At 55.3% G+C, this 14246-nt stretch carries 13 protein-coding genes; 11 read left to right on the forward strand and 2 right to left on the reverse strand.

Annotation, left to right across the window (positions count from 1 at the left end; genetic code table 11):
• Window positions 1-56 precede the first annotated feature (56 nt).
• From K1558_RS10525 to K1558_RS10565, 9 genes are all read left to right on the forward strand, one after another.
• Entirely contained in the window at window positions 57-830 is a 774-nt protein-coding gene (locus K1558_RS10525; protein ID WP_420800429.1) for an NUDIX domain-containing protein, read from the forward strand.
• A 52-nt stretch (window positions 831-882) separates the two neighbouring features.
• The gene (locus K1558_RS10530) at window positions 883-1428 is read left to right on the forward strand and encodes a cysteine hydrolase family protein (protein WP_238651528.1); all 546 of its coding nucleotides are present in this window, start codon (window positions 883-885) and stop codon (window positions 1426-1428) included.
• A 42-nt stretch (window positions 1429-1470) separates the two neighbouring features.
• Window positions 1471-2946: a nicotinate phosphoribosyltransferase gene (locus tag K1558_RS10535; RefSeq protein ID WP_238651529.1), complete on the forward strand. Its 1476-nt coding sequence runs from the start codon at window positions 1471-1473 to the stop codon at window positions 2944-2946.
• A 398-nt stretch (window positions 2947-3344) separates the two neighbouring features.
• On the forward strand, window positions 3345-4574 hold the full coding sequence (locus tag K1558_RS10540; RefSeq protein ID WP_238651530.1) for a family 8 glycosyl hydrolase: 1230 nt from the start codon (window positions 3345-3347) through the stop codon (window positions 4572-4574).
• 395 nt (window positions 4575-4969) lie between these two features.
• The gene (locus K1558_RS10545; protein ID WP_238651531.1) at window positions 4970-5980 is read left to right on the forward strand and encodes a 2-oxoacid:acceptor oxidoreductase family protein; all 1011 of its coding nucleotides are present in this window, start codon (window positions 4970-4972) and stop codon (window positions 5978-5980) included.
• A gap of 23 nt (window positions 5981-6003) precedes the next feature.
• Complete coding sequence (locus K1558_RS10550; protein ID WP_238651532.1) at window positions 6004-8310, forward strand: thiamine pyrophosphate-dependent enzyme; 2307 nt, start codon at window positions 6004-6006, stop codon at window positions 8308-8310.
• A 359-nt stretch (window positions 8311-8669) separates the two neighbouring features.
• The gene (locus K1558_RS10555) at window positions 8670-9695 is read left to right on the forward strand and encodes an ROK family transcriptional regulator (protein WP_238651533.1); all 1026 of its coding nucleotides are present in this window, start codon (window positions 8670-8672) and stop codon (window positions 9693-9695) included.
• 11 nt (window positions 9696-9706) lie between these two features.
• Complete coding sequence (locus K1558_RS10560) at window positions 9707-10918, forward strand: MFS transporter (protein ID WP_238651534.1); 1212 nt, start codon at window positions 9707-9709, stop codon at window positions 10916-10918.
• Window positions 10918-11517, forward strand: coding sequence for a DUF1349 domain-containing protein (locus K1558_RS10565; RefSeq protein WP_238651535.1), 600 nt, complete (start codon window positions 10918-10920; stop codon window positions 11515-11517). Before K1558_RS10560 ends, K1558_RS10565 begins: the two co-directional genes overlap by 1 nt.
• Before the next feature lie 82 nt (window positions 11518-11599).
• On the opposite strand, the gene K1558_RS10570 is transcribed toward K1558_RS10565, so the two are convergent.
• Together K1558_RS10570 and K1558_RS10575 are read right to left on the reverse strand one after the other, a co-directional pair.
• Window positions 11600-11818, reverse strand: coding sequence for a hypothetical protein (locus K1558_RS10570; RefSeq protein WP_238651536.1), 219 nt, complete (start codon window positions 11816-11818; stop codon window positions 11600-11602).
• A 108-nt stretch (window positions 11819-11926) separates the two neighbouring features.
• Window positions 11927-12448, reverse strand: coding sequence for a MogA/MoaB family molybdenum cofactor biosynthesis protein (locus tag K1558_RS10575; protein WP_238651537.1), 522 nt, complete (start codon window positions 12446-12448; stop codon window positions 11927-11929).
• A 168-nt stretch (window positions 12449-12616) separates the two neighbouring features.
• On the opposite strand from K1558_RS10575, the gene K1558_RS10580 reads away from it, so the two are divergent.
• A complete protein-coding gene (locus K1558_RS10580; RefSeq protein WP_238651538.1) occupies window positions 12617-13609 on the forward strand; it encodes a CobW family GTP-binding protein in 993 nt (330 codons plus the stop codon).
• Between the two features lie 96 nt (window positions 13610-13705).
• Window positions 13706-14053 (forward strand): four-helix bundle copper-binding protein, encoded by a 348-nt coding sequence (locus K1558_RS10585; protein ID WP_238651539.1) that lies wholly within the window; start codon window positions 13706-13708, stop codon window positions 14051-14053.
• The last annotated feature ends 193 nt before the right edge of the window (window positions 14054-14246 follow it).

A 14246-nucleotide genomic window follows, 5' to 3' on the forward strand; every position in this document is an offset into this window, starting at 1 on the left:
TGACAATCCGTCCCTTTATGAACGACCTATATAATAGCTGCAGCAAAGGATGATCTATAGTGAGCGATAATACGGAACAAACCTATAACGCCAAGAAATACCGCACGCCGGATGGCGTTCCGGCGGATATTGTCATGTTTACGCTGACCAAGCGCGAACGCAAGACAGTGACGAAGACGCTGCCCCTGCGGGAGCTGAAGGTCATGCTGGTCCGGCGCAAAAAGTGGCCGTGTGCCGGCATGTGGGCCCTCCCGGGGGGCTTCTGCCAGGAGGATGAATCCATTTATGATGCCGCGACACGCGAGCTGAAGGAAGAGACAGGTGTAGACGGCGGACATCTGGAGTATCTCGGCGTCTACAGCCAGCCGGGCCGTGACCCGCGCGGCTGGATTATCAGCCATGCTTTTTTTGCATTGGTGGAGGAATGGATGCTGGAAGAGCGCCAGGCATCGGATGATGCCGGTGAGGTCGGGCTGTTCACGCTGCAGGAAGCGCTGGAGGAGCTGGAGCTGGCTTTTGACCACCATGATATTATTACCGACGCCTACCTGCGGATTCAGCAGCAGATGCTGCAGACCACGATTGCCCGGCAGTTCCTGCCGCCCCACTTCACGCTGAGCGAGCTGTATCAGGTGATCCAGACGGTGGTGCCGGAATTCAAGGAACCGAATTTTATCCGCAAAATTACGTCAACCCGCAGCAGACAGGGTATATTAAAAGAAGTGAGTGATGAAGCGGGCAATCCGCTCAGCTCGAACCAGTACTCCCAGCGTCCGGCGCAGCTCTATATGTTCACGGACCATGAGCCGCTGCTGTCGATCTATACGTAAGACTATGGCGGACGGGAGGCTTGGCTATTTCTCTTTATAGGAGGCTACTGTGATGAGAGCATTGATCGTTATTGATTTCACCAATGATTTTGTTGACGGCAATCTGCCTGTCGGCCAGCCCGGCATTGATATTGCCCCGAGAATAAGCGAGCTTACGGAGCAGTTCGTACAGAACGGCGATTATGTCGTGATGGCTGTAGATCTGCATGAGGCAGATGATGCTTATCATCCGGAGACCCGGCTGTTTCCGCCGCATAATCTGCGGGGGAGCCAGGGACGTGAGCTGTACGGCAGCCTGAAGGATGTCTACGAACAGAACCGGGAGGCCATCTATTGGATGGATAAGACGCGCTATAGCGCCTTCTGCGGCACAGATCTGGCGCTGAAGCTGCGTGAACGCGGCATTACCGAGCTGCATCTGATCGGCGTATGCACGGATATCTGTGTGCTGCATACGGCAGTAGATGCGTATAATCTCGGATTCAGCATTACCGTGCATGAGGACGCCGTGGCCAGCTTCAACCCGGACGGACATGTATGGGCATTGGGGCATTTCCGCGGCAGCCTGGGAGCTACGGTCGTTACAGCATCCGAGTAGGCGATATTCAATACAACAGCAACTATAGAGTCATATACAGCCATGCAGCGATTAGGAGATGAGGACTTGAGGAGAGAACTTGCTCTACATACAGACAAATATCAGATCAATATGATGTATGCCCATTGGGTGAACGGGACGCACAAGCGCCGGGCCGTATTCGAGGCGTATTTCCGCAGGCTGCCGTTCGGCAACGGGTTCGCCGTGTTCGCCGGGCTGGAGCGGATCACCCAGTACATTGCGGACCTGCGGTTCACGGAAGAGGACATCCGCTACCTGTCGGAGCAGGAGGAGAATTATGATCCTGCCTTCCTGGAGGAGCTGCTGCAGTTCCATTTCCAGGGCAGCCTTCATTCCATGAAGGAAGGGGCGCTGGTCTTCCCGGATGAGCCGCTGATCCGTGTTGAGGGCACAATTATGGAAGCCCAGCTTGTGGAGACGGCCATCCTGAACTTCATGAACTATCAGACGCTAATCGCCACCAAGGCCTCCCGGATCAAGCAGGTGGCTCCGGAGGATACGCTGCTTGAATTCGGCACGCGGCGGGCGCAGGAAGCGGATGCTGCCGTCTGGGGCGCGCGCGCGGCTTTTGTCGGCGGCTTCCATGCGACCTCCAATATGCTGGCCGGCAAGAGGTTCGGCATTCCTACGAAGGGCACCCACGCCCACTCCTGGGTGCAGAGCTTCCCCAGCGAGCAGGAAGCCTTCGATGCTTATGCCAGAGTGATGCCGGATAATGTTACGCTGCTGGTCGATACCTTCGATACGCTGCGCAGCGGAGTGCCCCATGCCATTCAGACAGCGAAGATGCTGGAGGCCCAGGGCAAGCGGATGAACGGCATCCGGCTGGACAGCGGTGACTTGGCCTATCTGTCACGCAAGGCCCGTGAGATGCTGGATGAAGCTGGTCTGGACTATGTGAAGATCGTCGCCTCCAATGACCTGGATGAGAATACGATCATGAACTTGAAGTCGCAGGGGGCCGCCATTGATACCTGGGGAGTCGGTACCCAGTTAATTACCGCGGCTGATCAGCCCTCGCTGGGCGGAGTCTACAAGCTGGTGGAGATTGAAGCGCCGAACGGCGAGATGATTCCTACCATCAAGATCTCCTCCAACCCCGAGAAGGTCTCCACCCCCGGCAAAAAAGAGGTCTACCGCATCATCGGGCAGAACGGAAAGGCCTTGGCGGACTACATCAGCTTCGCCGATGAGCCAGCACCCCGCAGCGGAGTCCGGCTGAAGCTGTTCAATCCGCTGCATCCATATATGCGCAAGAATGTGGAGCGCTACGAGGCGCTGCGGATGCTGGAGCCGATTGTCGTGAACGGCTTCCAGGTCTACACGCTGCCGGGGCTGGATGAGATCCGCCGTTACCATCAGGAGCAGCTGGATTTGTTCTGGCCGGAGTACCTGCGTAAGCTGAACCCGGAGGTCTTCCGCGTGAACCTCAGCGAGCTGCTGTGGGACCGCAAGCAGCAGCTGATCGCTGAGCATATGATTACGGATGTAGAGTAAGATGCGGGGTAAGCGCTGAAACAGACTTAAGCCCTCTCAGGCTGCGGGAATTCTGCGGTCTGAGAGGGCTATTTGTGTATTTGCGTATAGCAGGAATTCTTACCTTTGCAGCCGAAGGGGGTGAATCTATCCTAAATGTCCATTGACAGCAAGTCTCTGAAATCATATATTAAAAATGTTCCAATTAACATAATTGGAAGAAAGAGATTGATTATGCAGTGAAAGTTTAAACGCTTTAATTTAATCCTCAGCTCATTATAACCGCTACGCTTTGTACTGTAGCCGCCACTCTGAATTTAGGAGGTGAGCTTCTCCTTTATTTCCCTGCTGTTGCCCGTTGGAGCTGTCGGCAAATCTATACCGATTCCATCCACTAACTTTAGAGGAGTGAGCGAGTGATGAACAAGCCAACCAAACGCAAGCTGCACTGGACCAGTCTGATGCTTCTCTGTCTGGCCATCTTCATCGTACCTGCCGGGTCTGCCTTCGCTGCCGTGAACAAGCCCTTCCCGCAGCATACCACCTATACCAGCGGAACGATCAAGCCGAATAACGTTACCCAAACCGCCATGGATAATGTGGTCAAGAGCAAATGGGATGCCTGGAAGGGCGCTTATCTGAAGCCTGCCGGCACCGGGAAATATTATGTGAAGTATAATTCGGACGGGGAGACGGTATCCGAAGCGATCGGCTACGGGATGCTGTTCACTGTACTGATGGCCGGTTATGACTCCAATGCGCAGACGTATTACAACGGACTCTATAACTACTACAAGGCGCATCCCAGCTCCATTAATCCTTACCTGATGTCCTGGAAGCAGAACAGCAGCTTCCAGAATGTCGAAGGCCAGAATTCGGCTACAGACGGCGACATGGACATTGCTTACTCTCTGCTGCTCGCCCACCGGCAGTGGGGCAGCAGCGGAACGGTGAACTACCTGCAAGCTGCGAACAACATCATTAACGCCATCATGAGTAATGACATTAACCAGTCCCGCTGGACCATCCGTCTGGGAGATTGGGCGACCAGCGGCTCTTATGATACAGCAACCCGCCCTTCCGACTTCCTGCTGAATCATTTCAAAGCCTTCCAGGCCGCGACCGGAGACTCCCGCTGGCAGAATGTAACCAATCAGACCTATACCCTGATCAATAGCCTCTTTAGCGGCTATAGCTCCTCTACGGGCCTGCTTCCCGATTTCGTAGTCTACTCCAACAACACGTATAAGCCGGCTGCACCGAATTTCCTGGAATCAGACCGTGACGGTGCCTATAACTATAATTCCTGCCGTGTCCCATGGCGGATTGCCACCGACTACCTGCTCACCGGCGATAATCGCGCCTTATCCCAGCTCACTCAGTTGAACAATTGGATTAAGGCCAAGACAGGCGGGACTCCGGGGAACATCAAGGATGGTTATAAGCTGGATGGAACCACCTTCGGCAGCTACAACAGCGGTGCCTTCTATGGCCCGTTCGGCGTAGGTGCGATGACCTCATCCGCCAATCAGAGCTGGCTGAACTCCCTCTGGAGCCATACAGCAGGCAGCGCAGCAGAGGATTATTATGAAGACAGCCTCAAGCTCTTCTCGCTCATTGTCATGTCCGGCAACTGGTGGACTTACTAAGCGGCTTCATGCTGAATACGAAACTCCTGTCCGGATGGACAGGAGTTTTCTTTCTTTATCCGGCGTGCGACTGTGATCTTTATCATTATTTCTGTGATATTTTTAACATCTTAATTTTTAATTTTATTGCTAAATTAAGGATGACATTGTTTCCACAGCATTCTTGGGAAAGTGCGGAATTTCACAGGATTTTCACAATTTGTCGATTTCATGGAAGGTTATCTTCTATTGAAATTACACCGCGCTGTCGCATATAAAGAAACTGCTATGAGTCTATAAAATATTGTGATTCCCAAAGTGTGGAACATGCAAGATATGTCACTTCGCGGCTCACGGATTCAAGTTACAATCGCTCTAAAAGTCAAAATGATGCATTAAGAAAGGGGTTATGCCCGGTGGTACAATTGCCAAAAGTAAATGAGCTCGGCTTCTTTGAGATTCGTCTCGAATCGATTGGTGGCCTGGGCGCGAACCTCGCAGGGAAAATGCTGGCGGAAGCGGGAGTGGTCGGCGCAGGACTGAACGGCGTCAGCTTCTCATCGTATGGTTCGGAGAAGAAGGGGTCTGCGGTTAAAGCGCATATCCGCTTCTGTGACCTGAATACCCACATCCGTGATACCTCCCCTGTAGAGCGTCCGCATGTCGTTGGCGTTTTCCATGAAGCACTGGCCAAGACCGTGAATGTAACCAGCGGAATTCATGAACACAGCACCGTTCTCGTGAACTCGGCCAAGACGCCGGAAGAACTCAGAGAGCTGCTGAAGATGAAGGCCGGCACGATTGCAGTAATCGATGCGACCAGCATCGCGCTTAAAGAGAAGAACCGGGTGAACATGGCGATGCTTGGAGCGCTCTTCCGGCTCTGTCCGTTCCTCGATACCGAAACCATGAAGGGCGTTATTGAGAAGTCTCTCGGCAAAAAATATCCGCAGGCCGTTCAATCGGCCATTACGACCTTCGAGCGCGGCTACAATGAAGTGCAATTCATGACGTATGAGCTGGCCCCCGGCGACACTATGCCGGAATATGTCCGTTCCGATGTCTCGGCTCTTGGTTATGAGACCCAGCCGATCGGCGGAACGATCACGAATCCGGGCAGCAGCTTCCTGAAGAATCTCAGCATCTCCCGCTCCGGTATGCTTCCTGCCTATGAGATGGAGTCCTGCATCAACTGCGCACAATGTGACACGGTATGTCCCGACCAATGCTTTGTATGGGAAGAGCGTCTGGACCGCAAGGGCCGTTCGCAGATGTTCCTGCTCGGCATTGACTATCAATACTGCAAAGGCTGCCTGAAATGCGTCGGAGCCTGTCCGACCTCGGCGTTATCCAGCATGAGGGAGAAGGAAGGCTACGCAGACAGCCATACCGTGAAGCATCAGTTCGATCTGGTCACTCAAGTCTAAATACCGGAAGGGTGGAATGAATTATGGCAATTGATTATGAGAAAGAACTAGGCTCTGCCAAGGTAGAGCAGAAATTCCTATACGAATCCGGCAATGAGATGGCCGCCTATGCTGCCCATCAGATTAACTATCATGTCATGGGGTATTTCCCGATCTCCCCTTCGACTGAGGTCGCCCAGTTCCTCGATACCATGAAGGCCAGCGGCCAGCACGACATCATGCTGGTGCCTTCCGACGGTGAACACAGCTCTGCAGGGATCTGCTACGGGGCTTCAACTGCGGGCGGCCGTGTATTCAATGCGACCAGTGCCCAAGGCTACATGTTCATGCTGGAGCAATTGCCTGTACAAGCAGGTACGCGGATGCCGATGGTGATGAACCTGGTCTGCCGCTCGATTTCTGGACCGCTGAATATCCACGGGGATCATTCGGACCTGTACTTTGCGCTGAATACCGGCTGGCCGATACTGATGTGCCGTGATCCGCAGTCCGTCTATGACATGAACCTGATGGCACTGAAGCTGGCGGAACATGCCAAGGTCCGGCTGCCGGTTATGGTCGCTTCCGACGGTTATTTTACATCCCACCAGAAGCGCCGGGTGCAGGCTTTTGCCCACCGCGAGGATGTTCACAAGTTCGTTGGCGAACAGCCGCCGGCCGGATTCACCGATACGCTGGACCGCAATAATCCCGTAACCGTAGGACCATACATGAACGAACCGGATTACATTAATAACCGCTATCAGCAATCCGTTGCGATGTACAATGCGGGTGAAGTCTTTGAAGAGATTGCCCAGGAATTCGCTGAGCTGACCGGACGCCATTATGAGATGATCGAGCAGTACCGGATGGAAGATGCGGATGTTGCGGTCTTCCTGATGAACTCCGCTTCGGAGATTATCAAGGATGTTGTCGATCAGCTCCGTGAGCAGGGAATCAAGGCAGGGGCTATCTCCCCGAACATGATCCGTCCGTTCCCGCAGAAGCAGATCGCCGAAGCGCTGAAGAATGTCAAGGCCATCACGGTAGGCGACCGCGCGGATTCTGTCGGCGGACACGGCGGTAACATGGTGAACGAGATTAAGGCTGCGCTGTTTACCTACGGCAACACGACGACGAAGGTCATCAGCCGGATCTACGGGCTGGGCGGCAAAGACTTCTATGCTGAAGACGGGCATCACTTCTTCCAGCTTGCTATGGATGCTGTCGTTGCTGACCGCGTAGAAGTGCCGTTTGATTATTACGGCCACAACCCTGGTGCGCCGGAGAATGCGCCGAAGCGCCTGCTGAAGCCGATGGACTTCGATAAGCTGAAGACCGGCCTGATCACGGTCACCCAGAACGAAGAGACCGGCAAGCTGAGTGTCCGGGTTCCGCCGGTGCGCTCGCTGATGAAGAAGCCAAGACGTCTGTCCCCGGGGCATGGGGCATGTCCGGGCTGCGGGATTTTCTCCGGTCTGGAGCTGTTCTTCAAAGGAATCGAAGGCGATATCGTAGCGCTGTATCATACAGGCTGTGCCATGGTCACCACTACGGGCTATCCGTATTCCTCCCACAAATCGACATTCATCCATAATCTCTTCCAGAACGGTGCAGCTACACTGTCCGGCGTGGTGGAGATGTTCTGGGAACGCAAACGCCGCGGTGAGCTTGACGGCTTAGGGCTGAAGGAAGACTTCACATTCGTTATGGTGACCGGCGACGGCGGGATGGATATTGGGATGGGACCAGCTATCGGGGCGGCACTGCGCGGCCACAAGATGATTATCGTGGAATACGATAACGAAGGCTATATGAATACAGGTGCCCAGCAGTCCTATTCGACACCGCTCGGACACCGGACTTCCACCTCAAGCATCGGCAAAACCCAGCAGGGTAAGGTAACCCAGCATAAGGACACAGCGCAGATTATGGCGGCCACCAACATTCCTTATGTATTCACCGGCTGCGAAGCTTATCCGCAGGATCTGCTGAAGAAGGCAGCGAAGGCTCAGTGGTATGCGCAGAATGAGGGCCTAGTCTACGGCAAAATTCTCATCGCCTGCCCGCTGAACTGGATGAGCGAGGACAAGGACGGAACAGACATCGTGTCCCTGGCTGTCGAATCCTGCTTCTTCCCGCTCTATGAAGTAGAGCAGGGCGTTACGAGCATCACGTATAACCCTGAAGATAAGGATAAGAGGGTAGAAGTATCCGCCTGGCTGAAGACGATGGGCAAGACCCGCCATCTGCTGAAGCCGGAGAACGAATCGGCCCTGCGCAGCTTCGAGAGCGAGGTCCAGCGCCGCTGGAGCCGCCTCAAGGCGAAGCATGAGCATCCGGACTTGTAAGATAACGGTAATCATATAGGCTTCATCCCCGCCCGGCAGAGTCTCTCTGCCGGGTTATTTATGTGAGCCGGGACGCTAAGCTGGGGCTGGCAGGGGGAACGAGGCCGGATGTATGTGGAAAACAACATACAATGTGCAATAATGGGGGGAGTGTGGCGAATGTATGTGGAAAACAACATACAATATGCAATTGCAAGGGGGAGAAGGGCAAATGTATGTGGAAAACAACACACAATGTGCAACTGCGGGGGGGAGTGTGGCGAATGTATGCGGAAAACAACATACAATGTTAAAATTCCTCCGGGGTATTTATTAAAACACTTTAATAAAGTATTATAATAACCAGGTGGTGAAGGCAGATGAAAAAGATTGGCGGCAACGCTCTGGTTATGCGTGAGGTGAACAGCAATCTGGTGCGGCAGGTGCTGAAGGAACGGGGTCAGGCAACCAAACGGGAGATTGCCGAGAGCTGCGGTCTGAGTGTGGTTACGGTGGGGACGGTACTTCAGGTCCTGGAGGACCGGAATGAAGTGCTGGCGGGAGAGCTGCTCTCCTCCAGCGGGGGAAGACCGGCGAAGCAGTACATTTACAATGACGAGTATGCGCTGGCCCTGATTCTGTTCACTCACGAGGAGCGGGAGAAGATCTATATTCACCGGACGGTTGTCACGCTTACCGGCCGCAAGCTGCTGGCGGACAGCGTGGAGATCCCGCGCGTGGATCTGGCGGCGCTGGAGGCGGTCATTGACCGTTCAATGCAGAGCTATCCGTCCATCCAGGCTATCGGGCTGGGCTTGCCGGGTGCTGAAGCCGACGGGACGCTGGCCGCCTCCGATTACGAAGCGCTGCGCGGAGTGAAGGTGGCGGAGCATTTCCGGGAGCGGTACGGTAAGCCGGTAGTGATCGAGAACGATGTCAATGCTGCCGTTATCGGCTATTGCCGCCGGATGCAGGAGGAAGCGGCTGCCGTGGTCTATCTATATTTCCCGGACCGCTTCCCTCCCGGGGCGGGCATCTTCATAGACGGCAAGCTGTTCAAGGGCAGCCGCGGCTTCGCCGGGGAGGTATCGGGTATTCCGCTGGGAATTCCTTGGGGGGACAGCGGGCTTACCGCATCCTTCGGGGCGCTGAGCGATGCGCTGGCCCGGATTACGGCTGCTGTAAGCAGTGTACTTAACCCGGATATTGTTGTGCTCTACGGCAGTTTTATTGGCGAAGCGCATCTTGAAGCGGTGAGGGAGCAGTGCCTTACCCTGCTGCCCGAACCTGCTGTGCCACGGGTAAGCCTGTCCGATGATTTCTCCGCCGATTACATCCGGGGCATGATCGTCCAGACGCTCGGAACCTTGGAGCGGCGGCTGTATTTAACGAAACTAGAGGGTTAGGCGGGGTTACAATGGCAACGGTCTTTCTGATTATTATTTACTTGGCGTTCATTAGCCTGGGGCTCCCGGATTCGATGCTTGGAGCGGCCTGGCCGATTATCCGGCTGGATTTCGGAGCGCCGGTCGACGCGGCGGGGCTGCTGTCGATGATTGTAGTGGCCGGGACCATCATCTCCAGCCTGGCCAGCAGCATTGTGCTGAAGCGGCTGGGCACGGGGATGGTAACGTTCATCAGCGTGCTGGTGACGGCGCTGGCCTTGCTTGGCTTCGCGTACTCCTCCTCCGTGCTGTGGATTGCAGTGCTGGCCTTGCCGCTCGGTCTGGGAGCCGGTTCCATCGACACCGGGCTTAACAACTTCGTAGCGACCCATTACAAAGCTCATCATATGAGCTGGCTGCACTGCTTCTGGGGGATCGGGGCCATGCTGGGACCGATACTGATGTCGCGTTATATTGCCGGCGGTGAGTCCTGGCGTATGGGCTTCCTGGCTGTAAGCATCATTCAGTTCGTACTCGTGGTGGTGTTGTTCTTCAGTCTGCCCCTGTGGAAGCGGGCGGGCAAGGGAAGCAGTCCGCAGCATGAGGTGACGCCGGAGCAGGCGGAAGCCTTGCCTTCGGTTGCTCCCTTAGCGGGCAGCAAGGTGCTGCGCATCCCGGGAGTGAAGCTTGCCATGCTGACCTTCCTGTTCTACTGCGGCGTTGAAGCTACAGTAGGGCTATGGGGCAGCAGTTATCTGGTCAACGCCAAGGGGGTTCCTGCGGCAACGGCTGCTGGCTGGGTCTCGCTGTATTACGGCGGAATCACGGCCGGGCGGCTGATTACCGGCTTCATCACCTTCCGTTTCAGCAACCGGACGCTGATCCGCGGCGGGTTGGCAATCTCTCTGCTGGGCGCTGTGGTGCTGGCTCTGCCGCTGCCGGATATCTACTCGATGATTGCCTTCATTCTGATCGGACTGGGTTCGGCACCCATCTTCCCCTGTATGCTGCATGAGACGCCGGCCCGGTTCGGCCAGGAGCACTCCCAGCGGATTATGGGGTACCAGATGGCTCTGGCTTATACAGGCGGGGCGTTTCTGCCTCCGCTGCTCGGCTGGGTGGCAGCGCGCAGCACGTTCATGATTCTTCCGGCAGTCCTGATCGGGTATATCATAGTGATGATCTTCAGCTCTGAGAGAATTAACGGCATAATGAACAAACGCAAAGGAAAGGTGAGTGTGTGATGAGAAGAATAAACTGGCAGTCAGGAGTATGGAGCAACGAACCGGTGTCAAGCAGGGCGGAAGCGGAGCAGCTAACCGTGGAGGCGGCCGAGGGCAGCGATTATTGGCAGAAGACGATGTACGGCTTCCAGCATGACAACGGCCATGCGCTGCTGGCACCATGGGTTGGCAATGAGGCCATTGAGGTCAGCTTCGCGCTGGACGGATTCACTGAACTGTACGATCAGGCAGGCATCATGCTGTGGTATGGTGATCAGCAGTGGATTAAGGCCGGCATTGAGCTGAATGACGGGGTTCCCCATATCGGAGCAGTTGTGACAGACACCTACTCCGACTGGTCGCTGTCCCCGGTCGCGGAATGGTCAGGAGAGGTGATCACCCTGCGGGCTTCACAGATGAAGGATGCGGTCATTCTCAGAGCGAGAACGGAGAATCATCCGTGGCGCACTATCCGGGTTGCCCGTTTCCCCTATGATAGCGGGAAGCAGGCCGGGCCATTCCTCTGTGCACCAACACGCGCGGGCTTCCGGGTCACCTTCACACGCTGGACTGCAACAGCCCCCGATGAAGATGTCCATACCGATCCGCCAATCCATTAAAAGGCTGCTGCAGCCCAAAAAGGCAAACCGCCGCCGCGCTCATCAGGCGCGGACGGCAGGTTTGCCTTTTGCTGTAATCAGCTTATCTTCTTCTGCTGCTGCGCATAATGCCAGCGGTTCCGCACATTTCGTCCCGGACGGAATAAGTGTAGATATGCTGGGGGACCGGAACACAGTGATGGCGTCTGACTACCTCAACATGGTGGACCACCTGGACCACCTGGGGATGATAATAGTCTTCATAGACGACCTGGGTGGGATCTGTAACCGTTTCAACCGGACATTTCGGACAGTTTCTCATGACACTCAGCTCCTTCGCATTGGACTTATGCCAGTATACGCATGTTCCGGGAGCCTGTTTGTACATTCGTCTATCCGGCACAAAAAATAGGTGTCCGGCTATCCCTGCTCAGGAGCGTTTATAGATCTCCCGCATCACGTGGCGCAGCTCAGGCAGAATGAGCCGCTCCATGGCCAGCTTGATCGCGCCGGTCGAACCGGGCATGGAGAAGACGGCTGTGCTGCCGATCGTACCGGCAATAGCCCGGCTGAGCATAGCGGCAGACCCGATATCCTCCTGGAAGCTGAGGAGCCGGAAGATCTCCCCGAAGCCCGGCAGCGACTTGTCGAGCAGGGAGGCGACGGCCTCGTAGGTGGTATCACGCGGAGAAATTCCGGTTCCTCCGGTCAGCAGCACCGCTTCTATACCCGAGTGGACAGAGCTCTGGTAGACCAGCTCGCGGATATCATCATAATCGTCTTGGACGATAGTCCGGCCTACAACTGTATAGCCTGCGGCTTCCAGCAGATGCTGGATCAGCGGCCCTCCGGTATCCGTATCCGGGGTCCGGGTGTCAGAGACCGTTATAACATAGCAGGCAACGGATTCCGGGGCCTCACTCCGGTGTTCTTCTACGGATGACATACGCATCAGCTCCTTCTGGATAGATTCTCTCCTCATGATAGGGGAAGAAGGGGGCGAAGACAAGCCCGGGAGAGAACGCGCCTTAAGGCACCATCCGGCAGGTACGCCTTGCACAGAGGCGGCCATTGTAGTACACTCGCTAGCATAAACGATTGATGCAGGGAGAGAACGCATTTGAAACAGTCACTACCCGTCTATATATTGTCAGGCTTCCTCGGCAGCGGCAAGACAACCTTACTTCAGCGTCTGCTGGACTATTGGAACGAGCAGGGCCTCCGGCCGGCCGTCATCATGAATGAGCTGGGCGAGGTGAATCTGGACGGTCTGCTGGTGGAGCAGTCTGTACCAATGGCAGAGATGCTGGGCGGTTGTATCTGCTGCACCAGCCGCGGCGACTTAAGCACTGAGCTGATGACACTGGTCAAGAAGGAATCGCCGGATGTAATCGTTATTGAAGCCACCGGCGCAGCGAATCCGCTGGAGATTGTCGATGCGGTTACTGAGGCCTCGCTCTACCTGCAGGTGGAGCTCAAAGGACTGATAACTGTTGTTGATGCCGCCCACCTTCTGGGGCTGTACCGTTCCCAGCAGGGGGCAACCTACCGGCTGATGCAGGAGCAGATCCGCTGCGCCTCGGTTCTGATTCTGAATAAGACGGACCGGATCCAGGCAGAGGAGATTGCCGGGATTACAGAGGTGCTGCGCAAGTGGAATGCCTATGCAGAGATCCTGCCGGCGGTCCGCTGTGAGCTGGAGCCCGGGACACTGCTCGGCAGTGTAGGCAGCGTCCACCTTGAAGAGCGGGCCGATAGCGGATACGGAAGTACCGGAGGGGAGGTTCACGCTTCCCATGATCATGTGATGGCGTACACCCATTATTTCGAGCAGCCGGTGAACAGCGAGGAATTCGAGGCATTCGTCAAGGAGCTGCCGCGTGATGTATACCGGGCTAAGGGGATTGTGACTTTTAATGATACCTCCAGCCGTTTCCTGTTCCAGTATGCCTACCGGGAGGCGGATTTCATGAAGATTACGCCCCAGGGGGAAGTGCCGGATGTCGCTGTGTTTATCGGGGAGCACTTCTCAGCGGGCAACCTGCGTACGGGGCTGTTGAGGCTGGAAGGAAGGGCTCCGGCAAGACCGGCAGGCGTCCGAAGAACACTGTAACGGAATCGGCAACGGCTCCGCCCGGCTGGTTCGCTCTTATTCTTGCAGGTTAATACATAGGCATACCCTATAATAATTGCAGGAGGTAGTAAGGCTATGACCCGAATTCAATATCAGGAATGCATTGACGCTTGTCTCAAATGTATGGATGCCTGTAACTATAGCTATGTCTCAAGCCTGAAAGAATATAATCTTGCCGACCTGAGGGAGAGCATCCAGCTGGACCGGGAATGTGCAGATATCTGCTCCTTCGCCGTCCAGGCCATGACCCGCAGAAGCCCGTTCGTGGTGGAGATTCTCCGCCTGTGTGCTGAAATCTGTGACCGCTGTGCAGATGCGAGCAGCAGACATGAGCATACCCACTGTCAGGATTGTATCGATGCCTGCCGCAATGCGGCGGCGGCGTGCAGATTAGTCAGTGAAGCTGTTGAAGTATACGCTTAGTACGGCTTGAAGCACGTTCAGCCACCTACCGGATAGGCTACGTAAATGAACCAGACAGCTGCGGAATTCCTCCGCACGGTTCTGGTTTTTTGGTATGAAGGGAAGGAATTGTTATCTTCAAAAAGGAGAACAGGGGCGTTCCGGCGAATGTAACCAATTAGGAGTTGAAGGAGGCCTGGAAGCTACGGACACA

This window comes from Paenibacillus piscarius (assembly GCF_022234545.1).
Lineage (GTDB): Bacteria > Bacillota > Bacilli > Paenibacillales > Paenibacillaceae > Paenibacillus_AQ > Paenibacillus_AQ piscarius.